Raw genomic sequence first — 23533 nt, 5'->3', positions numbered from 1 at the left:
GGATCAGCTCAGCAACACCATAGCGAAGGCCTGCCCTTCGACCCTTTCCGGACTCGCCGGCCGGTTACTCGAATCGACCACAACACCGGATGCATTCTCGTGCAGCGGCTTTTGACGAAAACGCCTCATGAACATATCCGCCCGCCCTGATACCGGGCCGGTACCTTGTCCCGCGCGCCTCAGGATGGGGGTGTAATAACGGTCGACCTGCCTGATGGATGTCTTGAATACGGTGGTGACACCACTGCTCAAATTCAGCGAAACCGCGTAGTTGTTGCCCAGGCAAGAAGAATACGACCAGTAATCCCAGGCCGGCTGCAAGCCTTGCTGCCTCATCACGCTTCTGACCTGACCGCCGATGTCGGTTCCTGTCAGCCAGTCCCCGCCCACCAAGGTGCTGCGAATATCCTTCGCCGTCCCGCCGAGACGCTGCATCACATCCTTGAGACTGCGCTCGATCAACGCGCGAATATTGTGATCGAAATGAATGACAGCACCGATTTTCGTGGTCGGGTTGTACAGCGATGCGATCACGCACGTCTGTGCATTTAGCGAAAACAGATAGTTATCCATCGCCCCTGCCGCGAAGCGCGCCACAACGGCTTCCCCCTGCATCGCCCCCCTGTTGACTACCGGTTCGACGCGCCCGGGAAAAGCATTTCGCAGATTGTCCACGCTGCCGAGGTTGCGGACTCTACCGTTGCCTCCCCTCAGACCGACCTTGTCATGTACCCACTTGCCAGCCGCCGTCAGACGTACGGGTGGATTGTAGATCGCTGCAGGACGACTGGCGTCGACCAGGCACAAGCCATCAAAGTGAGGGCTTTTCTTAACCTGGTAGTACCTGCCCTTACTGCGTATGTAGTAAGCGGGTTGCGGTTGTGTTGCGCTGGCCGGTCTGCGCCATGTGCCGTAAAAAATGCCTTCGTCGGTGACCTTCTCCAGACTCTCTGGCGCCCTGCTGACCGCCTGCTTTGGTTTGAGGCGCAGCGTCCGACTCACAGGCAACGTTTCCCTGACAGCCAGCGGCGCCGTACTTTTGAGACGCTGAGTCAGCAATGAGACTGGCCGAGTCGCGTGTTTCAGGTTCGTGAGCGCTCGCCCGAGCAACTTGCCGGCACTGCGGGCGCCGACCACGGCGAACAGCGCGCCCCAGGACGCGACCAGCCAATGACCGAGTGCGCCCTGCGTGTCGCCTTCCCGATGTGCCTTGATTGCCTGTTCGGTGCTGATGGCGATAAACGCGATGTCCATCAGCAAGGCAAAAGGAGGAAAAACCATGCAAAAAGGCACAGCCCCCAACATCAGCCCCTTGAACACCTGGTTTTTGATCATCTCGGCACGACTGGTTGTGATGTCTTCCACATCAGTGACGGAACGTTCGATGTAAGCATTGAACTCGGCCCTGGCGTCGCCCACACGCTGATGTTCGTACAGCGTATCAACAGTCATGTTGTTCGCCGCCAGCGCCTGCAGGGATCGCTGGACTGTTTGCCGCGCGGAGTTCGCCACCCGCGCCATCACGTAGTCATGCAATTGTGCTGCGGTCTCACCGCGCAACCCCTGATACTCGCGGAATGTAACGCCGTCGGGGGCGTCCGGCGTGTACAACCAATAGGAACCGTCGGGATCGAAAAGGGCAAACACGTACACGCCCAACACGACATGACCACGGATGGTGAACTTGATCACGCCATCGCTCGTTACTACGCTCGACACAGATCCATCAACGGCGGCCACCGGGGCGCTCAACCGCGTGACTTGCCGAATGAGTGATGAGAACACCTTGTCGCTCAGTTGAGCCTTGCTTCTGGCCACACGCAGATCACGGTCCATTTTCGACAGCAGCACGTTTAGATAGGCATATCGGCGCTCATAGTATTTAGAGTCACGCGAGTCAAGAAACCGGCCACGAATCTCGCTGGCGTACTTCTCACCCAGATAGGCTGTGCGGATGTACAACGCCAGATCGGCACTGCGAACCAGGCTCAAGTCCTGACCGACCGACGAGCGCACACCTCTTTTTGGATGGTCTATTCCCCAGTTGTCATCGTATCCGCGGATGGCAAGGTCCAGCAGGCTGGCCACCTGTGAACTGCCATCGAAGAGTCCCGGGTTGTAATCGACAAGCACCGTTGCCGGGTCCACCGGTTCCAGCACCCCCTTGCTGCGCAGATAAGGTGTGACTCCCTGGGCGACAGTGCGTTTGGCAAAATCAATGAAGACCTCATATTCTGCCAGCAGATCGTTGAAGACCTGCTGATGCACCACAAACTCCTGGTTGAGGCTGCTGATACTGCGCCGGGCATCAAGCGAGAGCGTCGAATACCAGCGAGGCGAATGGTCCTGTTCGACCTGCGCCAGATTATTAGCCAGGCCCGTCAATACGGCATCCCCAACGCAATCGACAAACGCCGCTGCCGGCCTCCTGAGATCGCGACTGATATCCCAAAGGCCCGGCTTGGCCGAGATGCCGACAAAGTACTCGCGTGCTCTGCGACGGTCGTCCGGTGAGAGTTGCTGCAACAGATACTCGCGACCGGCCTCGTCCCGGGTCCACCCCCCAACCTCCCAGCTCAGGGCTTTGGGCGTAGCCAACCGGATCCACTCCTGACCGTCCGGTTTGTTGGGGGCATACAGCAGAAAATCACTAACTTCACCTCCTGCGCCTTCGCGGTAGAACAGCAAAAGGTCGGCACACTTCATGGCGTTTGGCAGGGTCAGGCCGGCTACATGCAGACTTGTCGACGGTTGTGCGGAAGCATTGCTGTGCCATAGCTTTTCGAGCTGGTCATGCTCGGCCAAGGTCATATGACCCGCGCAGCGTGCAATAAATGCGCTTTGCCTGAGTCGCACCGTGAACCAGTCGACCATGGCGCTTTTCAAGTCTTCACGACCGTATTGTTCCACCAGCGCCTGAAGGTATTGCGCCGGGTAATCCTGACCCGACAACATTTCGCTGATGAACGCCGGCTCAAGGGACTGGTTGCGCAATGAAATATCTTCGCTCACCTTGAGCACCGACGCGCAATCCTCTCTTATCGGTCCTGCCGCCAACAGTTCGCTCAGGCTGCGGGTCTGGATCGGCTGACCTACAGCCGACCGCCACATTAACTGCACCTGAATGCTGTCCGGCTCAACTTCCATATCCAGTTTGAGCCGGATGTAGTCTATGGCTTGCTGCCGTGCATAAGCCTGCAACGAGCCGTAACCATCGAGCAATTCATCCACCAATCCTTGGGCCTGTGTCGCCTGTTCCTGATAGTCGCCCAACTGATCCCGGTCAGGTTCGCTCAGCACCTGCAGCCAATGAGGCAACTGTGAGAATGAGATCGCCTCAAGATTCTTGCGCTCCCGGGATGTTGCCAGCGCGGTCAGACGATACCTTCGGACGTTGGTCTCCTGAAGCTTTTCAAGCCTGTCTCGCAACTGATCGGCCTTCAGGCCAGTCAGTCGGTCGGACCGGAAGGTTTTATCAATTGCGATGATGCAGCGCTTGAGCTTTCGCGCCAGCAGGCGGTCAAAGCCGGTGCCCTGCCCCGTGGTTTCCCAGTGTTCGCGCAGGTATTGCTTGTATTGATCGACAAAATACGAAGCCACCGCTGCCACAGTCTTGATCACCACCTCACGGCGATCCGCCGGCAGCGCCAGGTCCGCCCCGCCTGGCCAGCGGTACGGCGCATCCAGCATTGGCAGGAAAACCAATGGTTTGCGGTCGATGATCTGTTGCAGCACCGCATTGACCAGGGAGGTCATGAAGTTTGCATCGATGTTGCCTTGCGGGTAGTGGCTACGCAGTTCAACCAACGCGAACCGTTCCATTGCTTCCAGCAAGGTCAGCTGACTGCGCAAGCGCCTGTCGATCAGTGCCTGCCATTGCGTCAACCTCAATAGAACCGCTTGTACCGTGCCCGCCGGAGGAACAACTGGCAGCGCCTCATCGTTTACGATCTCTTGTTGATCCGTCATGTAATCCATCACTATCGTTCCTGCAAAATGAGCTTTCACTCTATTCGCCGACAAACACGTGCAAGCCTTACATATGTATATCCAGGCATGGAATCTGTAACAGGAAACTGGCTTGTCCACTTTGCTGGCGACCTGGCGTAAACTGCGCCCCTTTGCAGCCTTGGGCTGCCCCACGGATTTTTTTCAAAGGTGCCCGCCATGCCTTGGCTGCAAGTACGTCTGGCCATCAGCCCGGAACAAGCCGAAACCTACGAAGATGCTTTCCTTGAAGTCGGCGCCGTATCGGTGACCTTCATGGACGCTGAAGATCAGCCGATCTTCGAACCGGAACTCAATACCACCCCGCTGTGGTCGCACACGCACCTGCTGGCCCTGTTCGAAGGTGGCACCGAAGCCGCCACCGTACTGGCCCACCTTGAGTTGCTGACCGGCAGCCCGCTGCCCGAGCATCACAGCGAAGTCATCGAAGACCAGGACTGGGAACGCAGCTGGATGGACGGTTTCCAGCCGATGCGCTTTGGCCAGCGCCTGTGGATCGTTCCAAGCTGGCACGCCGCGCCAGAGCCTGACGCGGTAAATCTGCTGCTGGATCCGGGCCTCGCGTTCGGCACCGGCACCCACCCGACCACCGCGCTGTGCCTGGAATGGCTCGACGGCCAGGACCTGAAAGACTGCAATGTTCTGGACTTCGGCTGCGGCTCCGGGATTCTGGCGATTGCCGCCCTGCTGCTGGGCGCCAAGGAAGCCGTCGGTACCGATATCGACGTGCAAGCCCTGGAAGCCTCCCGCGATAATGCCGGGCGCAACAACATTGCCGAAACACTCTTCCCGCTGTATCTGCCGCAAGATTTGCCGCAGGTTCAGGCCGATGTGCTGGTGGCCAACATTCTTGCCGGCCCGCTGGTTTCCCTGGCGCCGCAGCTGTCCAGCCTGGTCAAGCCCGGCGGTCGCCTGGCGCTGTCGGGGATCCTTGCCGAGCAAGGTGAAGAAGTCGCCAGGGCTTACGCCGAGGACTTCGACCTGGACCCGATCGCCAATCGCGATGGCTGGGTGCGCATCACTGGCCGTCGGCGCTAGAATGAACGCCTGCATATACCGGATTGCCGCATGACCGACAGCTTCGTCACCCAGTGCCCGCATTGTCAAACCAGCTTCCGCGTCAGCCATGCTCAGTTGAGCGTGGCCCGTGGAGTGGTTCGTTGCGGCTCGTGCTTGCAGGTGTTCAACGCCGCCAAGCAGCTGCTTGAACAACGGACCGATAAGGACGCGATCACGCCGGCCGCCCCGGCCATCGTCGAACCGCCGGAGCCGCGGGCCATCAGCCAAAAGCAATGGTCGGCAGCCGAACTGGATCTGGACAGCCTGGACCTGGACGAAGAGCTAGCCCGCCTCGAACAACGGGAAATCCAGCCGACCACCGAATTCGGCCGACAGCGCGAAGACAACCTGAGTGCCAGCCGAGACACCGTCGAGCACGAAGAAAAACCGTGGCCCGACAGCCTGTTCAGCGAATCGGCCGCCGATCGCGCGCAGACCACTGAAACCGACTTGCCAGAGCTGGAACTCGATCCGGGCAAATACTCGCGCACCGAACCTTCGCTGTCCCTGGAACCGGTAGAGCTGGACGATGAACATGTGCCGCCACAGCTGCGCCTGCACGATCCACTCGATGCGCCACTGCATCACGAACGCCTGTCGGCGACCGACCACATCAACGATGACCTGCCATCGATCGAGCCTGCGCGCAAAAAACGTGGGCCGGCGGCCCGCGCCGAAGCCCTGCAAGACCTGACCGATGACCCACTGCAACTGGACTGGCAAAAGCGCCGCTCGCCCTGGGGTCGACGCTTTTTCTGGCTGCTGCTGATTCTGCTCGGCGTCGCCGGCCTCGCCGGTCAATACGTCGCCTACCACTTTGACGAGCTGGCACGCCAGGACCAGTACCGTCCGTGGTTCCAGCAACTGTGCCCGCACATCGGCTGCACCGTGCCTTCCAAAGTCGACATCGCCAAAATCAAAAGCAGCAACCTGGTGGTCCGCAGCCACCCGGACTTCAAGGGCGCACTGGTAGTTGACGCGATCATCTACAATCGCGCGCCCTTCTCCCAGCCTTTCCCGCTGCTGGAGCTGCGTTTTGCCGACCTCAACGGCCACCTGATCGCCAGCCGGCGCTTCAAGCCCGGCGAGTACCTCAATGGTGATCTCGAAGGGATGGCGGAAATGCCCCCGCAAACGCCGATCCACATCGCGCTGGATATCCTCGATCCAGGCTCAAAAGCGGTGAATTACAGCCTGAGCTTCCATTCGCCCGAGTGAAACGGTTCAGTGTTACGGCATTGACGGCCAATTTGCGACTCTGACCGCTCATATCAAACCGCTGGCGATAACAGAGTAACTGTTCAGAATTTGTTCAATTCAGCCTTTATCCAGTCATCGAGAGCGGGTATCATGCCAACCCTTTTTCGAACTCTCATGATCCGACCCCACAACAGGGAAGTCCTATGTCGGCGGTACGCATCGGTCCTTACACATTGCACAACGGCTTGATTCTCGCCCCGATGGCGGGGGTCACAGACCAACCCTTTCGTCAGCTGTGCAAGCGACTGGGCGCAGGACTTGTAGTCTCGGAAATGGTCACCAGCGACATGAGCTTGTGGAACACCCGCAAATCGCGGATGCGCATGATCCACGAAGGTGATCCCGAGCCCCGCTCGGTACAGATCGCCGGTGGTGATGCACAGATGCTGGCGGATGCGGCCAGGGCCAACGTAGAGCTTGGCGCACAGATTATTGATATCAACATGGGCTGTCCGGCGAAAAAGGTCTGCAACAAGGCCGCCGGGTCCGCGCTGTTGAAGGATGAAGCACTGGTGACCGAGATCCTGCAGGCCGTAGTGGCCGCGGTTGATGTGCCGGTCACCCTGAAGATCCGCACCGGCTGGGACCGGGACAACAAGAACGGCCTGACCGTGGCGAAGATCGCCGAGCAGGCAGGCATTACGGCGTTGGCGGTTCATGGCCGAACCCGTGCCGACCTGTACACCGGCGAAGCCGAGTATGACACCATCGCCGCGATCAAGCAGGCCGTGTCGATTCCGGTGTTTGCCAATGGCGATATCGATTCACCCGAGAAGGCCCGGTACGTGCTCGATGCGACCGGTGCCGATGGCCTGCTGGTAGGCCGGGCTGCCCAGGGGCGGCCGTGGATTTTTCGTGAGATCGATCATTTTCTGCGTACCGGCGAGAAACTCCCGGCACTGGAACTGATCGAGGTGGAACGCATTCTGCTTGAGCATCTGGCCGCGCTGCACGTCTTCTATGGAGACGTCATGGGCGTACGCATTGCTCGAAAGCATGTGGGCTGGTATCTCGCAACCTTGCCGGGCGCCAGGGAGTTTCGCGCCCACTTCAATCGTTTGGAAGATACGGAAGCACAATGCGCCAACGTTCAGGGCTTCTTCGCCGAACGTTACAAGAGCCTGACAGGGGACGGAGACGAGGTGGCCGCATGACGATGATGACCGAGACTTTAGTGAGTGGAACAACACCCGTGAGCGACAACGTGAATTTGAAACAGCACCTCAATACCCCGAGCGAAGAAGGTCAGACCCTTCGCGGGAGTGTCGAGAAGGCGCTGCACAATTATTTCGCCCACCTTGAGGGCGCTGCCGTCACGGATGTGTACAACCTGGTGCTTTCCGAAGTCGAGGCTCCCCTGCTCGAGTGCGTGATGAACTACGTCAAGGGCAACCAGACCAAGGCCAGTGAGCTGCTCGGACTGAACCGAGGCACGCTGCGCAAGAAACTCAAGCAGTACGATTTGCTGTAAGCATTCAATCAAACCAGAAAGGCGCCCGCGTAAAAACGGTCGCCTTTTTTGCTGACTTCCCTTGCTTTTGATGGAAATTGAAATGACCGACCAGACTACCCGCCTGCCGATCCGCCGCGCCTTGATCAGCGTTTCCGACAAGACCGGGATCCTCGAATTCGCCAAAGAGCTTGAAGCCCTGGGCGTCGAGATCCTCTCCACCGGCGGAACGTTCAAGCTGCTGCGCGACAACGGGGTTGCCGCAGTGGAAGTCGCGGATTACACCGGTTTCGCAGAAATGATGGACGGTCGGGTGAAAACCCTGCACCCGAAAATCCACGGTGGGATCCTCGGTCGTCGCGGGATCGACGACGCCATCATGAACGAGCACGGCATCAAGCCGATCGATCTGGTAGCGGTCAACCTGTACCCGTTCGAAGCCACCATCAACAAGCCGGGCTGCGACCTGGCGACCGCCATCGAAAACATCGATATCGGCGGCCCGACCATGGTCCGTTCGGCTGCAAAAAACCACAAAGACGTGGCCATCGTGGTGAATGCCAGCGACTACGCCAACGTTCTTGAAAGCCTCAAGGCCGGCGGCCTGACCTACGCTCAGCGTTTCGACCTGATGCTCAAGGCCTTCGAACACACTGCCGCCTATGACGGCATGATCGCCAACTACATGGGCACCGTGAACCAGGCTGCTGAAACGCTCAGCACTGAAGGTCGCAGCGAGTTCCCACGCACCTTCAACAGCCAGTTCGTCAAGGCTCAGGAAATGCGCTACGGCGAGAACCCGCACCAGAGCGCGGCGTTCTACGTTGAGTCCAAGCCTGCGGAAGTCGGTATTGCCACCGCGACCCAGTTGCAAGGCAAAGAGCTGTCGTACAACAACGTGGCCGACACCGATGCCGCGCTGGAATGCGTGAAGAGCTTCGTCAAACCGGCCTGCGTGATCGTCAAGCACGCCAACCCATGCGGCGTGGCCGTGAGCCCGGATGCCGAGGGCGGTATCCGCCAGGCTTACGAACTGGCCTACGCCACCGACACCGAGTCGGCGTTCGGCGGCATCATCGCCTTCAACCGCGAACTGGATGCTGAAACCGCCAAGGCCATCGTCGAGCGTCAGTTCGTCGAAGTGATCATTGCCCCGTCCGTCAGTGAAGAAGCTCGCGCTATCGTGGCGGCCAAAGCCAACGTGCGCCTGCTGGCTTGCGGCGAGTGGTCGGCTGATCGCGCGGCTGCCTGGGACTACAAACGCGTCAACGGTGGCCTGCTGGTACAGAGCCGCGACATCGGCATGATCGGGGCCGACGACCTGAAAGTCGTGACCAAACGCGCCCCGACCGAGCAAGAGATCCATGACCTGATCTTCGCCTGGAAAGTCGCCAAATACGTTAAGTCCAACGCCATCGTCTACGCCAAGAATCGCCAGACCATCGGTGTCGGCGCTGGCCAGATGAGCCGCGTGAACTCCGCGCGCATTGCTGCGATCAAGGCTGAACACGCTGGTTTGCAGGTGGCCGGTTCGGTGATGGCCTCCGACGCGTTCTTCCCATTCCGCGACGGCCTGGACAACGCGGCCAAGGTCGGTATCACAGCGGTGATCCAGCCGGGCGGCTCGATGCGTGATGCGGAAGTGATTGCCGCTGCCGATGAAGCCGGCATTGCCATGGTCTTCACCGGCATGCGCCACTTCCGTCACTAACTACACGATCAACTGTGGGAGCTGGCCTGCCAGCGATAGCATCCCCTCGGTTTAGCTGATAAACCGAGTTGTCTGCATCGCCGGCAGGCCAGCTCCCACAGAAAAGCGCCTCCGCGGCGCTCAACAGAATTAGCGTCATCCGAGGTTTTTGAAATGAATGTTTTGATCATTGGCAGCGGTGGCCGTGAACACGCCCTGGCCTGGAAAGTGGCTCAGGATCCGCGCGTACAGAAGGTTTTTGTGGCCCCGGGCAACGCCGGCACCGCCATTGAAGCCAAGTGCGAGAACGTCGCGATCGACGTGCTGGCCCTTGAGCAGCTTGCAGACTTCGCCGAGAAAAACGTTTCCCTGACCATCGTCGGTCCGGAAGTGCCGCTGGTCGCTGGTGTCGTCGATCTGTTCCGCGCCCGCGGCCTGGATTGCTTCGGTCCAACCGCTGGCGCTGCCCAGCTGGAAGGTTCGAAAGCCTTCACCAAGGATTTCCTGGCGCGCCACAAGATTCCGACCGCCGACTACCAGAACTTCACCGAGATCGAGCCTGCCCTGGCTTATCTGCGTGAAAAAGGCGCACCAATCGTGATCAAGGCCGACGGCCTGGCCGCCGGTAAAGGCGTGATCGTTGCCATGACGTTGACCGAAGCCGAAGACGCCGTACGCGACATGCTCGCGGGCAACGCATTCGGCGATGCCGGTTCGCGCGTGGTGATCGAAGAGTTCCTGGACGGCGAAGAAGCCAGCTTCATTGTCATGGTCGACGGCAAGAACGTATTGCCGATGGCCACCAGCCAGGACCACAAACGCGTCGGCGACGGTGACACGGGGCCGAACACTGGCGGCATGGGTGCTTACTCCCCTGCCCCGGTCGTGACCGCTGACGTGCACCAGCGCGTCATGGACCTGGTGATCTGGCCGACCGTGCGCGGCATGGCCGAGGAAGGCAATGTTTACACGGGCTTCCTCTACGCCGGCCTGATGATCGACAAGGCTGGTAACCCAAAAGTCATCGAATTCAACTGCCGTTTCGGCGACCCTGAGACCCAACCGGTGATGCTGCGTTTGCAGTCGAGCCTGGTGTTGCTGGTCGAAGCGGCGCTGGCACAAGCCCTGGACAAGGTCGAAGCACAATGGGATCCACGTCCGAGCGTTGGTATTGTATTGGCCGCTGGCGGTTACCCGGGTGACTACGCCAAAGGTGTTGCCATCAACGGCCTGGACGCAGCCGCGACACTGGAAGGCAAAGTCTTCCATGCCGGTACTGCGCTCAAGGACGGTCAAGTAGTGACCGCCGGTGGTCGGGTGCTGTGCGCAACCGCCATGGGCACCAGCGTCGATGCAGCCCAGCAGCAGGCTTACACACTGGCGGCTAAAATCGACTGGGAAGGCTGCTTCTACCGTAAGGACATTGGCTATCGCGCCATTGCCCGCGAGCGTGGCGAGAGTCAGGAATAAGCCATCCATCCGGCCAGGCGAGGGCTTGCTGCCCTTGCCTGACTATTCCGGCGCCGCGCATAGTTATACTTTGGCATTAACCTACGAAGGGATTTCGCCGTGCGCTGGCTCAGGATCGCCATAGGATTCACCGTCACTCTGTTGACCTTGCTCTGCATGCTCCCGGCCCAGGCCGCGCAAGGCAGTGGCTGGGCGGTATTGCTCGACGAACAGGGTGACCTGCAGCTCAGCGACATCCGTTCCGCTCGCTACACCAATCAATTCAGCCCCATTGAACTCGACCGCCTCACCGCCGCCGAGCCTGATGGTGCGTTATGGCTGCGCTTCAGGCTCGCTCCCGGCAAGCATGAGCAATTGCTGCGGGTATTCGCGCCCGACCTGTCGCACCTCAATCTGTATGTGCTGGACGGCGACACGCTGATCGAGCAACAGAACACCGGCACCCGCCAGCCCCAGGCTGAACGGCCACTGCCCAGCAGCGACTTCATGTTGCCGCTGCCACAAAACGAAAAACCTCTCGATGTTTACCTGCGACTGGTCTCCGACCATCAGTTGAGGCCTCACATCACCCTGCAGTCGGCGGTCATGACCGCGGCCAACCAGAATCAGACGCTGATCTTCGGAATGTTGTTCGGTTGTATCGCGATGCTGATCCTGCACAGCCTCGTCCGCTATGCCTATACCCGCTCACGCAGCAGTCTCTGGCTGGCCGGGTGCGAAGCCTTGTTGATGCTCAGCCTGTTGCTGTTGCTGAACCTGGCAGGACCCTGGCTGCCAAACTGGCACGCGGTACAGACCCCCGGCGCCTACCTCGCCCTGCTGCTGACGGCGCCGTGCGGCCTGATGTTCGCCTATTGCTTCTTCACCCCACTCGGCCCGCACCCGCTGAACAAGCTGCTGCTGGGGGACATTCTGTTTATCGTGGTCTGCGGCTTGCTTCTGCTGTTCGTCAACACGCTGCCGCTGAACATCATGACCTACGCCCTGGTCGCCCTGGCAGGCCTGAGCATGTTGTTCGTCAGCGCCTATCACTGGCAAAAAGGCTATCGCCCGGCGCGCCTGTTCGTCGCGGCAATGGTGGTGTTCAACATTGGCACTCTGATCATGTTGCCGGCACTGCTGGGATTGACCCTGGTCGCACCGCAGGGCTTGATCATGACGCTGCTGGGGTTAATCTGCATCAGCGGCATATTGATGAGCATTGCCTTGAGCGAACGTCAGCGCAGCATCACCGAAGCCCGTTTCAGCGTCAGCCGCGACCTGGCCGCCAGCAACGCCGAGATCAACGCCAAGGCCGAATTCCTGGCAAAAATCAGCCACGAAATCCGCACCCCGATGAATGGCGTGCTGGGCATGACCGAGCTGCTGTTGGGCACGCCACTCTCGGTCAAGCAGCGCGACTATGTACAGACCATCCACAGTGCCGGCAACGAACTGCTGACACTGATCAACGAAATTCTCGACATCTCCAAGCTCGAATCCGGGCAGATCGAACTGGACGATGTGCAATTCGACCTCAACGCGCTGATCGAAGATTGCCTGAGCATCTTTCGCGCCAAGGCCGAACAGCAGAACGTCGAGCTGATCAGTTTTATCCAGCCGCAAGTGCCACGCGTCATCAGCGGTGATCCGACGCGCCTGCGCCAGACCCTGCTGAGCCTGCTGGAAAACGCCCTGAAGAAAACCGACGAAGGCGAAATCCTGATCGTTGTCGCGCTCGATGAGCGCAGCGCCAAACCGCGCTTGCGCATTGCCGTGCAGGACAGCGGTGAGCCGATGGACGCCGAAGAGCGCGATGCATTGATGCACGCCGAACTGCACAGCAAGCACTTCCTCTCGGCCAACCGCTTGGGAGGCAACCTGGGGCTGGTGATCGCCCGTCAGCTGATTCGCTTGATGCACGGTGAGTTCGGGATCAAGAGCGGCGCCAATCAGGGCAGCACCTTGTGGCTGACCCTGCCGCTGGACCCCGACCGCCTCGAACACCCGACGTCCGACCTTGATGGCCCGTTGCAGGGTGCACGGGTATTGGTGGTAGACGATAACGACACGTGTCGCAAAGTGCTGATGCAACAGTGCACCGCCTGGGGCCTTAATGTCAGCTCCGTAGCGTCCGGCAAGGAAGCGCTGGCGCTGCTGCGCACCAAGGCTCACTTGCGTGATTACTTCGACGTGGTCCTGCTGGACCAGAACATGCCCGGCATGACCGGCATGCAACTGGCGGCCAAGATCAAGGAAGATCCGAGCCTGAACCACGACATCCTGCTGATCATGCTCACCGGCATCAGCAATGCGCCGAGCAAGATCATCGCGCGCAACTCGGGGATCAAACGCATCCTCGCCAAACCGGTGGCCGGTTACACCCTCAAGACGACATTGGCCGACGAGCTGAACCAGCGAAACAAGGGCCTCTCCATCTCGCAGCACCTGCCCACCGGCCCGACCTTGCCGGTCAAGGTGCCAAGCGATTTCCGCATCCTGGTGGCCGAAGACAACAGCATCTCGACCAAAGTGATTCGCGGCATGCTGGGCAAGCTCAACCTGCAACCGGACACCGCCAGCAATGGTGAGGAAGCGCTGATGGCGATGAAGGCCCAGCGCTATGACCTGGTGCTGATGGACTGTGAAATGCCGATCCTCGACGGCTTCTCCGCCACCCAGCAACTGCGTGCCTGGGAAGTCGGCAATCAGCGGATTCGCACGCCGGTGGTGGCTTTGACTGCGCACATTCTTGCCGAACACAAAGAGCGCGCGCGCCAGGCCGGCATGGACGGGCACATGGCCAAACCGGTGGAGTTGTCGCAGTTGCGTGAATTGATCGAGCATTGGGTTGCCCAGCGTGATCAGCAAATCCGGGCAGCGACTCAAACGTCCTGAGCCGACAGACCCCGCAGCGCCTGATAGACTCCTCCTCGACTTCCCTCGCCAGTGAGCTTGCACCATGCTCCACGTGTTGTTCAGCGTTTACCTGAAGATGCTGGTGCTCTACAGCCCGTTCTTCGTGTTGTCCTGTTTCATCAGTCTGACCCGCGGATATTCGCGCAAGGAACAACGCCGTCTGGCCTGGAAAGTGGCGACTGCCACACTGGTCTCCAGCGTCTTGCTGTACCTGTTCGGACGAGTGATTTTCAGTGTCTTCGGCATCACCGTGGACGCGTTCCGCATCGGCGCCGGCAGTGTGTTGTTCATCTCGGCGTTGGGTATGGCGCAGGGCAAGTCGGCAGTGCAGACCGACAACGTGCAGCAGGACGTGACCATCGTCCCGCTGACGATTCCCCTGACAGTCGGCCCCGGCACCATCGGCGCCTTGCTGGTGATGGGCGTGAGTCAGCCTCATTGGGACGACAAACTCACGGCCATTCTGAGCATTGCCCTGGCCAGTTTTACCGTCGGCGTGGTGCTTTACCTGTCCAACCGCATCGAGCGGATTCTCGGTGACCAGGGTTTGCAGATCGTCAGCCGGTTGATGGGGTTGTTCGTCTGCGCATTGGCGGCGCAGATCATCTTTACCGGGGTGAAGGGCTATCTGGTTCCCTGAATCGGCTTAGGGGCGGCCTTCCAGGCCGTTCCCCTGCCACACCAGCCGGCATACGGGTCCGCACGGGCGACTCGATAGATTACGTTGTTGTCTGGTGTTGATTACTTACTCCGGAGCATTTCTGCGGCGATTGAAGCGTTTCTGCAGCAGCGGCTTGTAATACTGACCCAAGTACGCTTCCAGCTCATTCTTCAGTCCAGCATAACGAATTGGGTTAAAGGTAATAAAAGAACTTCCGCGAAAGATATCGAGATGCGAAGTTCTCCAATTAAAAAAGAGGGGGTGGTTTCGCCACTACCGCCCACGCTGTCGATCGACACCAACGAAGTTACGATAATGCCATTGGTCAATTGATCACATGGCATCACCGCCAGCCTGACACCTTTACTGCCTGTAACTTCGCGATTGAACAAAGTGATCGCTTCCGGTTCCTGCTTCACGGCATTCAATGTCGAATTGGCAACTGCGTTGAGTACGGCAGCCCCCGGAATCGCGGCTTTCGCTGCATCCATACCGGCCTTGACGATGTCGGTAACGATGTTATCCATGGTCAATTGATGGGAACTCTTCTGATAAACGGTGTAGCCGGAATCCGCCACGAAGCACCCTGCTTCATCCATGCATCTCAGGAAAGCGAGATACCACGCTTCAGGGTCGTCGCCTGGAACTTCGTAACTTGCTTCCAGCTTCGAAAACTTGATCAGGTTCTCAATGATCGCCATATTTTCCAGCGTAATATTTTCGCCATACCCCACCAGCGTATTGGCCAGCACGACCGCATCCAGCTCTTTGGTCGGGCTCGAAGCGTCTGCTGCCACAAAAGACCGCATACGAATTACAGGTTGCTCAGACAGCCGCCGACTAATACGCGCTTTAACTAAAGCAGTACATTTTTCAACATTAACAGCACTTTCAATAACATCCATATCAAACATTCCATTCAATAAGTTAATAAGCACCCCAATTAGGGCAAAACGAATCTAACGCACCCTATGCAGACAAACAAACCACAATCAATTTCCATATATGTACAAGCACGACGCCACGACCGAGAGAAAACTTCACACACATATAAAGCCAGCACTAACACTCGTCATTGTAAGCTGCGAACATTGCACAGCCGTGCAATATCCTCACCAGGAACTATTATTTCTTTTAACAGGCATTACTTATGAACAACACACTACCATCCGGCATGGTGACAGGCCCCAATCTTATTTCATGCATCGGCGAACTTACTCTGCAAGACTTTGACGATTTAACCGATTGTACGCACATTGCCACACGGTCTGCCGACCTCGTCCATAATCGCTTTGCCAACTCACAATACTGGCTGGATGAATATGTTCGCACTCTCATGTTTCTCGGCTGGTCGCTCCATGAAGGTGCCATTACGACACGAATACGTTTTGATGTTTCTGGCAGCGTTGCCGATTTTCTGGTGCGCAAAGCTCAAGCCCTGAACGACTCCCAGCAAGCAAATGCCATGATTGACACCCTCGACGCCTTGCGACCAGACACTGGCGCCGTGCGCTCATTGGACGACGAGAGCCTTAAAGGGCGTCGATTTCAAGTGCTTCCTGCGCGTTATGACTCAAGTAGAAATCTCCATATAGCCGTTTTCAACCTCGAGTTGGTTGCCAATGAAACAAAGAACGGCTTCTTGTTTTGGTCCTGGGAAAAGCAATCGGCGAATCTCGTTCAACAGAGTGCCTTTCTCAAATTGAACAGAGCCATACTCGACACAAAAAGACCGCTTATGGAGACCAAGCTCCGTGAACAAGTCATGAAGCGATTTACCTTGAGGAAGGTAAATCCATAAACCGCCTCGCACACATAAAAAACCCTTCACACGTTTGAACATGTGAAGGGGCGACGCCGAACGCGGGAATCAGACTTGTACGATTGCTTCACTCTGCCGGGTCATCAACAACGTCATGCCCTCCTTCGTCATTAGCGCGGCAAGCTGCCTGTCCTTGCCATCGCTGGCCAGTGCCTGCACGAACTCATCAAGGGTTACGGTCATTGTGGTGCCATGAACCTGAAGACTCAGGCTCATCGCACGGCGCTCAGTCAAACTGTCGGAATGGTTGAGCAGGATCAGGCTGTGTCCGGTATTCGGGTCGGTAAACAGCAACTTATTTTCAACCAGACTGACCCGCCACGCATCCTGCGCCCCGGTATCCAGAATCAACGTGCCTGGCATCTGTGACTCAGCGCTCAACGAACGACGACAATCAACCATAATGCATTCAAGCCGCTGCCAGGCAGTGCTCGATAGGCTGCAGCTGATCGCTTTCGGCCCATAACTCAAGATCAACTGGGTAATGTCGTCAGGTATCAACGGCATAACGTCATTGAGCTCGCCCTGAAACTCCAGCATCAGTACCTCGTCTTCACGACGAGCAACGCTGTTCTCCAGCCACACATCCTTCGAAGCGCTGTATGTCAGTTGGGTGGGCGTTTCATGTAACAAGGCAATAGTTTTGTTTCGAACACCCAGCAGTCGGGTTTCCAGTCTCGTATCGACCTCACCCACCACACGATCGATACCCTCGACATACCATTGGTAGCCCGAGTAACCGCCAACCGATACAAATGCTTCGTGGGGATACTTGCTCACCAGCGCCCTCAACGCTCGCCTCACCCTTGCATCGTATGGGTCTTTCGTCCCCTGTTGCGCCAGCACCCAGCCTCCCGTGACGCCGACGATACGTGCCGGTTCACCGAACATCATCTCGAGTTCAACCCCTTCAAGCGTCCGCCCTCGCAGACCGGAGCCATGTGTCCATACCTGTGCAAAAGACCATTCGGGCCAAACCTTTTGTGGCACAGGCAACAGGTCCTGCCGCAGAAGCTGCAGACCATTGTCAAAGAGTGTCGGTAGTTTTTCAGGCTCAAGGAACGCTTGGCGGTAAAGTTGCCCAACGGAAACATCCAGCAGCCAGCCCGTCTCCTCATCTGGCGTCGTTGCCACCAACTGCACTACCTTGCCGGGGCCCATATCCGCCATCAGCCATCGATGGTCGACGTACCAGGCACACAGCTTTTCATCCCGTACGCCGCTCCCCAGACCCAGAATCGAAAAGCTCGACGCTTGATGCGCCGTGGCAAGCGCCTCAACCTCGGTCCAGAACTCAAAGCCTATGCCCAACGGCCCTCTGGCATCCTCTAGCCAGTCTTCGGAGACTCCGGCCAGCTGCGACTGCCCTTGCTCGTTGATATCGAAATACAGCCCTTCCCTGGTCAACGCAACGTAGCGTTTTTCATTAGCGATGACCTCAATCACATTCCAGGGCCCGATACGCTCAGCCTGGGCATCCACACCGGTGACGGTCATCCCGATCTTCTGGCGATAGAGGGTCCGATTGAGCTTGTCAAAGAACAGGACGGTATCACCCTTCCTGGTCGCGGGAGTCAGCAACATCGGGCTGACCGGGCCGCGCGGCCCCTCAATCTGCGGCACATCGGGACGAATCAACAGGCCATCGGCAGCACGGACCCACGTGCTGAGCGACTCCTTTTTGCCCTGTGTCAAAGGGGTTATCGAGACAAACGCCGCTGGCTGATAATCCACGACTTTCACTTGGGTCAAAGGCCAAAGCTTGGAGTCCTTGACCAACAATTCGTAATCCCACAGGAAGTTCGACCACCCCCGCATCACGCCCTTGAGCAGCAGGTCTTGCTGACGCTCGGTCAAATGACCTGCAATCGCCAGCAGCAAGACTTCGTCCTCACCCAACAGGTAGACCACCTCGGCTTCACGCCCGGTGCGCTGGGTCACTTGCTGGACAATCCGAATGACCCCCTGCCCCAGGACCTGGAACACCGAGATGCTCGAACCGGGCACCGGGTCCATCAGCCTATAGAATCGATTGACTTGCCCGGTGACCACGTCAGTGCGCCAGATGAGTGCTTCCCGGGAGCAATAGAAATACGCCTGCCCACCAATAACCGCGCCCAGCCTGGCTTGGTTCGCCAAGGCTGGTGGGAGGTCGCGAGCGTAGATGAAACGATCACGGGCCTGCTCATAAAAAGCCGTAGTGAGTTGTGGTTCTTGTGGGTCTGCGAACGGAACCGGGAAATTCTGTACCGCGGTGAATGGGCTGGCTAAACGATTGGCGCGGGCCAGGTTCCTGACTCGGGCCTGGATCATCGCGGTGTCGGCAGTCGGATCGTTCTCCAGCTCTTCGAGCAGCAGTTGCCGTTTCGCCCAGTCAACTCGAAACGAGTTATGCGAAGTCTGGATAACCAATTCGGGTGTACCCATGACATGAACGTCGATAGCCCCCACCTTCAAAAAGCCGTCGCTGACAACGATGTCCGCTTCACTCAACCAGAGCGCACGCAGCGTCCAGGCCATGGGGCGCGCCTTTGCCTGTGACAGATTGATCGAGCGCACGCCCGGGGCGAGTGTCAGCGTGCAATGACCACCCACCCCTTCAACACTGTAGGTCAGCTTGCCGTGCAACATCTTGGGCAGCTCGGGCACCAGCAACAACCGCGGTTCCTCATCCAGCAAGACCCTGATCGTCGTCTCGACCTCTATCGGATACAAGTTGTGCAGGATGTACTCGGAGGGGAACTTGTAAAAGGTAAACCAGAACTGGCGATTGCCTGCTGTGTCGTACTCCAGCTTCAGCGCGGTTTCAAAATGCTCGGAACGCGTGGTCGAAAACGGCAGGGCCGAGTAATCGAAACCGAACCAGGTCTTGGCCACACACGGCAGGACAATGGCCTGAAAGGTCGTCAAATCGCCAATAGCCGCATGCTCCGGCAACCCGAGGTGTTGACGAATGTTGATGGCTTTCGAACGATCAGGATTCTGATCTGGCGGGTTCAGCGTATAGGTGTTGGCCGACAAAATTTCCTGACTGTCAAACGTCAGCCGCTGGTTGCGCAAATCAATCTCGCGGATGGCCGCGTAAGGATTCGGATAAAACACACCCTCCCTGATCGAGTGACCGCCCGAGCGATACGCCTTATCGACGCGGTTCAGGTACTGACCGATCCGCCGCCCTCGTTCCAACGTGCCATTGAACCCTTCAACCAGCGCACTGACGCCAATGGCGAACCCACCCAGGATCACACCGGCTCCGCCAAGAAACGCAGCGACCGTACTGGCACCTGCCAGGCCGGCGCCTATGCCGGCCGCGGTCAGTGCCAACCCCGCGGAATCGAACGCCAACTGCGTACCGTATTGCGCCTGTTGCAGATCGTCCTTGGCATTGGCCAGCAGATAGATATCGAAACCCAGAGTAGCCAGTTGCATCACCGTGGCCAAACCATCCCTGGCAATATGTCCCAGCGCATTGACCACTACCGAGGAGGTGGTTCGGGCCACCAGCGGTGCGTCGTTTAACGCCACCCTGACCAGTTTGACCAGTTCCACGATGTCGAGCAGATTGCCATGGGCCAGTTGCGCGTAACTGAGGTAACCGTGCATTCGCACTGCTGTCGTCAGGCTGCGGTCTTCATTGATGGCGCTGATTTGCTCATGAGACTGGAGCGCTACCAACAGCGCCTGAACCGTAAACGCCGCATTCAAGGTATGCACGGCGCTGACATCGCTCGGGTCAACCCTGCCCGGCACTGACGGCTTGACCGACAGTGTCTGGAAAGTCTCCGTCAGGTAGGAGCGGATCCGCGGAAGAACCCCGTCAGTGCTTGGCACCCTGACGGTGCGCGTTGGATCCTTGAGATTGACCAGGCTGATTTCATAGTGTCCACCTGACACCTCTCGCACACTGTCGAACACCGGAACAAAGTCTCGCCCAAGGCTACTTTCCGCGTGGAGGCGATCAGCGCTGTGCTGAATCTGCTGCGCCCAGTGGCGGGCGTCCAGCTCACTCAGCCCTCGCCCCAGCCGGGCATTTTCCACCAATGAACGGGCCCGTAACTCAGCATGGTGTTCCCATGGCGCCACCGTTATCCCGATGCTGATCGGATCATGACTCAGCAAACCTGACACCTTGATCTGCGACGCAAGCTCCAGATCGGCGACACGTGGACCATTGAGGTCGACGACGTTGAACGTCGCTTCCATCACGTGATTGATCTCATAGAGTTTGGCCAGCTCAGGGCTGCTCAGGAACCGCTCAAGACCACGGTGCAGGTCCTGCGCCTGTTCGAATCCGAAGACACCGAAATTCGGATCGTAGAAGTGGTAAGCACTCGACTCGCCAGTGACGACTTTTGCCACCAACAGGGAATGGCTTTCGGTGTTAAGCATCAAGGTGCGGGTGGAAGTACTGGCTTGCAGGGTCCGCAGGACCTGATCCAACCCGGACTCTCCTGATAAAACGCCCAACCGCGCCATTGGCACAGTTCGCAGCTCATCGAGAGTTCGCAGAAAAGCATGGGTTTCATTGGCGTCGGGCGCAAGGTTGGCATTGGCCAACCTGCCGCTCAAAGCGTCCACAGCCGAGGGGCCTTTTTCGATGGCCGCCGCCATGGCCAATACCAGCGGATAACAACGCCTTCCAGGATCGCCTTCACCCCTGACCAGTAAACCCTGAGGCATCAACCTCCCCGTCGAAGCACCTTGCTCGATGAAGGTTTCCAGCACCGTGGCGCTGCGCTGGAAGATGTGTTGACGCAGCTCATGTTGGGCCTGAAACCTGATACGGGCCGTGTGCTCGCCCCATTGGCGCAAGGTCAGCGGTTTCTCGAACGCGAGGGCCTTGAGCACTTGAGCGCTGTTCTTCGATGGCTCACCCATTGCCTGGGCAGCTGCAAAACCGGCTTCGAATGCGGGATGCCTGCGTGTGAGCAAAGCCTGCTCGATGGCCAGATAACGCTGGGCGAAACCCAGATCGGTGTTGCTCTGCGCAAGGGCTCGGGTGTGCTGCCAGGCATCGTCGAATCCGGCATTATCCAGCGTCTGCGCACCGAACAGCCCGCCGAGTAACACCCGATGCACCGGGCTCAACTGATCAAGCGGCAGAGAGTCGTGGCCAATGCGAACGATCATTTCATTCAGATTGCCGATCGGCTCAAAACCGTGCGAGACCGGAAGTTCGACAGGGACTTGCGCCAGGATCCGCTGACGCTCATCGAAGCTCAGGGACCAAGGCTTATCGAAGCTCAGGTCGCCGCTAAGTTTTTCGTTCATGGCCCGGATAAAGGGGGTTCCCAGGTCATCCATCAATTGCTGCAGGATGTCGGTCTGTAAAACCGGGCGGCCCTCAATCACAGGCCAACCCTTTTCAAACGTCATGAGCTGACCTTTCAGCAGCTCCGTGATGTTGCCTTTGAAATGGGCCTTATAGCCGCCCTGGCTCGCTTTTGTTGTCTCAAGCTCGAACCAGGCCGCCTCAGTTTTGGCATTGTCTTTCCAGCTGTGATGGGTTTCTTCTTCGGTGGCGAGGTTAAAGCCGTCGAACAGGTCAACCTTGTCACTGATCTGTTGGCGGCTTTCAAGCACCGCATGGTCGTCAACAAAGTCACTCAACCCGCTGGACACCGCCGTCGGCCCGCTCATTGCAATGGCCGACTGGGCACCGAATCTGATCCCGTCGGCATCATAGTCATTGATCGCCTGCAAAAAACTGTTGAGGCTTTGCAGATTCGAGTTCCAGCTTGAAATCGGACCGTGTTGTTTCTCCATCTCCCGGATAATCAGATCGGGAAATGCCTGGCGATCCTGAAGCGATACATTGCTGCTCAAGGCCTGCGCAACTACCCGATCCAGGAATTGATAGTTGCTGCGAATTTTTTCCATAACGGCGGCGAGTTGTGCAGAACCTGCATGACCACTCAACAGGGCATTGGATAATCCGTTGAACGGCGTCTTGATTTGATTCGCCATCGAATCAGGCGCGTTTTTATTACCGACACGCAGGCCGTTCGACGCAACCATGACGTCATTGAACGGGGCAAAAATATCGCTGAGGGACGGCGCGCTTTTGGCAAATGCAGTTATCGCCTCTCGGTGTTGTTCGGGCACCTTGGGGCGAAAATCTGCATAGGCCTGTCCCCGATTCGGAAGTAGTGTCGGGTTGTAATCGAACAATACCTGCATCACACCTATACGTTCTTCGGCACTGAAGGCGGCGAGGTCCACTCCACCGAGCACTTTATGCAGAGACGGCAGCAAATCAGCATCAAGATAGGTTCCACTCTCGCTATTCAGAACTTGTAAACGTGTGATATCGGATGCAGCCGCCAAGTTGGTGCGAAACGAGATTTCGCGCTCATAAATATCGAACAACGGTTGATCGATAAGCTCTACGTGTATGTCTCGATGAGTCATTTCCAGGCGTTGCAGAGATTGAAGGTTGCGGGCTTTGAGCGCCTTGAGCGCACCTTCATCCTGGCCATAGGCACTGACCAAAAGATCAATTCGCGCCTGATCGGCGCTACCGCCCGCCCGTGTGACCGTCTGGATATGCTCGAACATCTGCTGTCGCAACACTCGAGTTCGCTCGATGTAACGGCGAGCCAGCGCAGCAGACGTATCGACGGCGCCTTGTGGCGCAGATATCGCCCCCAGCGCTTTGGCTGACTCGACGATAATGCGATTGGTCTCATGGGCCAGCAAAGCATCGCTGTCATACCACAGGTTGAGGCTGTAACCCTGTGGGGCAAGCGTTTGCCTCCAGACATTGATGTAGTCTCCCTGAATAGCACCAATGCCTCCGCCCACCCAGACAAAGTGCAACTTTTTAGGGACGGGTTTGCCGGTATTCAGTAGTTCGACCGTTGTACTCAAACGCAAGAAATAGTCCGTCAATTTATCCCGGACTTTTGGCAGTGTGGCCGCCGAACCTTTCGGGCTTGTTGATTCGAGCGTTTCCTTCAATAGACTTATCGCCGTCAGTTGAGCGTCAAGAGTCGACGCTTCGGTAGCACCGTCGAAGTAACGCAAGGCCGCTGCATGCGCCGGCATATCTTTGAAACCGCTCAACGCGAACTCCAGTTCGCTGCGATCAAACGGCGTGGGGAAAGTGTCAGTCTGATTTAGCGTTTCGCCAGTTGTACTTTTCATTTTCATATCCATATGTAAAAAGCTGACAGCCACTCCCCCATCGAACAGGCTCAATGTGTCAGTGGCTGT

General features: G+C 57.9%; 12 protein-coding genes. 9 read left to right on the top strand and 3 right to left on the bottom strand.

Going from position 1 to position 23533, the window contains the following annotated elements; translation table 11 throughout:
- Positions 1-3 precede the first annotated feature (3 nt).
- A complete protein-coding gene (locus BLW70_RS08310; protein ID WP_074873431.1) occupies positions 4-3978 on the bottom strand; it encodes a dermonecrotic toxin domain-containing protein in 3975 nt (1324 codons plus the stop codon).
- 189 nt (positions 3979-4167) lie between these two features.
- On the opposite strand from BLW70_RS08310, the gene prmA reads away from it, so the two are divergent.
- The 8 genes from prmA (at position 4168) to BLW70_RS08270 (ending at position 14475) form a co-directional block, all read left to right on the top strand.
- Positions 4168-5046, top strand: a complete 879-nt coding sequence (gene prmA / locus BLW70_RS08305) for a 50S ribosomal protein L11 methyltransferase (RefSeq protein WP_074873429.1) — start codon at positions 4168-4170, stop codon at positions 5044-5046.
- Between the two features lie 30 nt (positions 5047-5076).
- A complete protein-coding gene (locus BLW70_RS08300; protein ID WP_074873427.1) occupies positions 5077-6285 on the top strand; it encodes a DUF3426 domain-containing protein in 1209 nt (402 codons plus the stop codon).
- Between the two features lie 185 nt (positions 6286-6470).
- Positions 6471-7481 (top strand): tRNA dihydrouridine synthase DusB, encoded by a 1011-nt coding sequence (gene dusB, locus BLW70_RS08295; RefSeq protein WP_008153758.1) that lies wholly within the window; start codon positions 6471-6473, stop codon positions 7479-7481.
- Positions 7478-7798, top strand: a complete 321-nt coding sequence (gene fis, locus BLW70_RS08290; protein ID WP_007907419.1) for a DNA-binding transcriptional regulator Fis — start codon at positions 7478-7480, stop codon at positions 7796-7798. The genes dusB and fis overlap by 4 nt, the downstream gene beginning before the upstream one ends.
- Positions 7799-7880: 82 nt before the next feature.
- Positions 7881-9488, top strand: coding sequence for a bifunctional phosphoribosylaminoimidazolecarboxamide formyltransferase/IMP cyclohydrolase (purH, locus tag BLW70_RS08285; protein ID WP_074873426.1), 1608 nt, complete (start codon positions 7881-7883; stop codon positions 9486-9488).
- A 153-nt stretch (positions 9489-9641) separates the two neighbouring features.
- On the top strand, positions 9642-10937 hold the full coding sequence (purD, locus tag BLW70_RS08280) for a phosphoribosylamine--glycine ligase (protein WP_074873424.1): 1296 nt from the start codon (positions 9642-9644) through the stop codon (positions 10935-10937).
- Between the two features lie 99 nt (positions 10938-11036).
- Entirely contained in the window at positions 11037-13814 is a 2778-nt protein-coding gene (locus BLW70_RS08275; RefSeq protein WP_074873423.1) for a hybrid sensor histidine kinase/response regulator, read from the top strand.
- Positions 13815-13878: 64 nt separating this feature from the next.
- Positions 13879-14475 (top strand): MarC family protein, encoded by a 597-nt coding sequence (locus BLW70_RS08270; RefSeq protein WP_007937197.1) that lies wholly within the window; start codon positions 13879-13881, stop codon positions 14473-14475.
- Positions 14476-14666: 191 nt separating this feature from the next.
- Here the strand turns inward: BLW70_RS08270 and BLW70_RS08265 are convergent, their stop codons facing one another.
- Positions 14667-15401, bottom strand: coding sequence for a hypothetical protein (locus BLW70_RS08265; RefSeq protein ID WP_235864990.1), 735 nt, complete (start codon positions 15399-15401; stop codon positions 14667-14669).
- Positions 15402-15646: 245 nt separating this feature from the next.
- Here BLW70_RS08265 and BLW70_RS08260 point away from each other — a divergent pair, with 245 nt between their 5' ends.
- Positions 15647-16297 (top strand): hypothetical protein, encoded by a 651-nt coding sequence (locus BLW70_RS08260; RefSeq protein ID WP_074873421.1) that lies wholly within the window; start codon positions 15647-15649, stop codon positions 16295-16297.
- A 69-nt stretch (positions 16298-16366) separates the two neighbouring features.
- Here BLW70_RS08260 and BLW70_RS08255 read toward each other — a convergent pair whose 3' ends face one another.
- Entirely contained in the window at positions 16367-23497 is a 7131-nt protein-coding gene (locus BLW70_RS08255; RefSeq protein WP_139273370.1) for a TcdA/TcdB pore-forming domain-containing protein, read from the bottom strand.
- Positions 23498-23533: the final 36 nt, after the last annotated feature.

Origin of the sequence: Pseudomonas frederiksbergensis (genome assembly GCF_900105495.1) — a bacterium.
Lineage (GTDB): Bacteria > Pseudomonadota > Gammaproteobacteria > Pseudomonadales > Pseudomonadaceae > Aquipseudomonas > Aquipseudomonas frederiksbergensis.
This window is presented reverse-complemented; position numbering and strand designations above follow the sequence as displayed.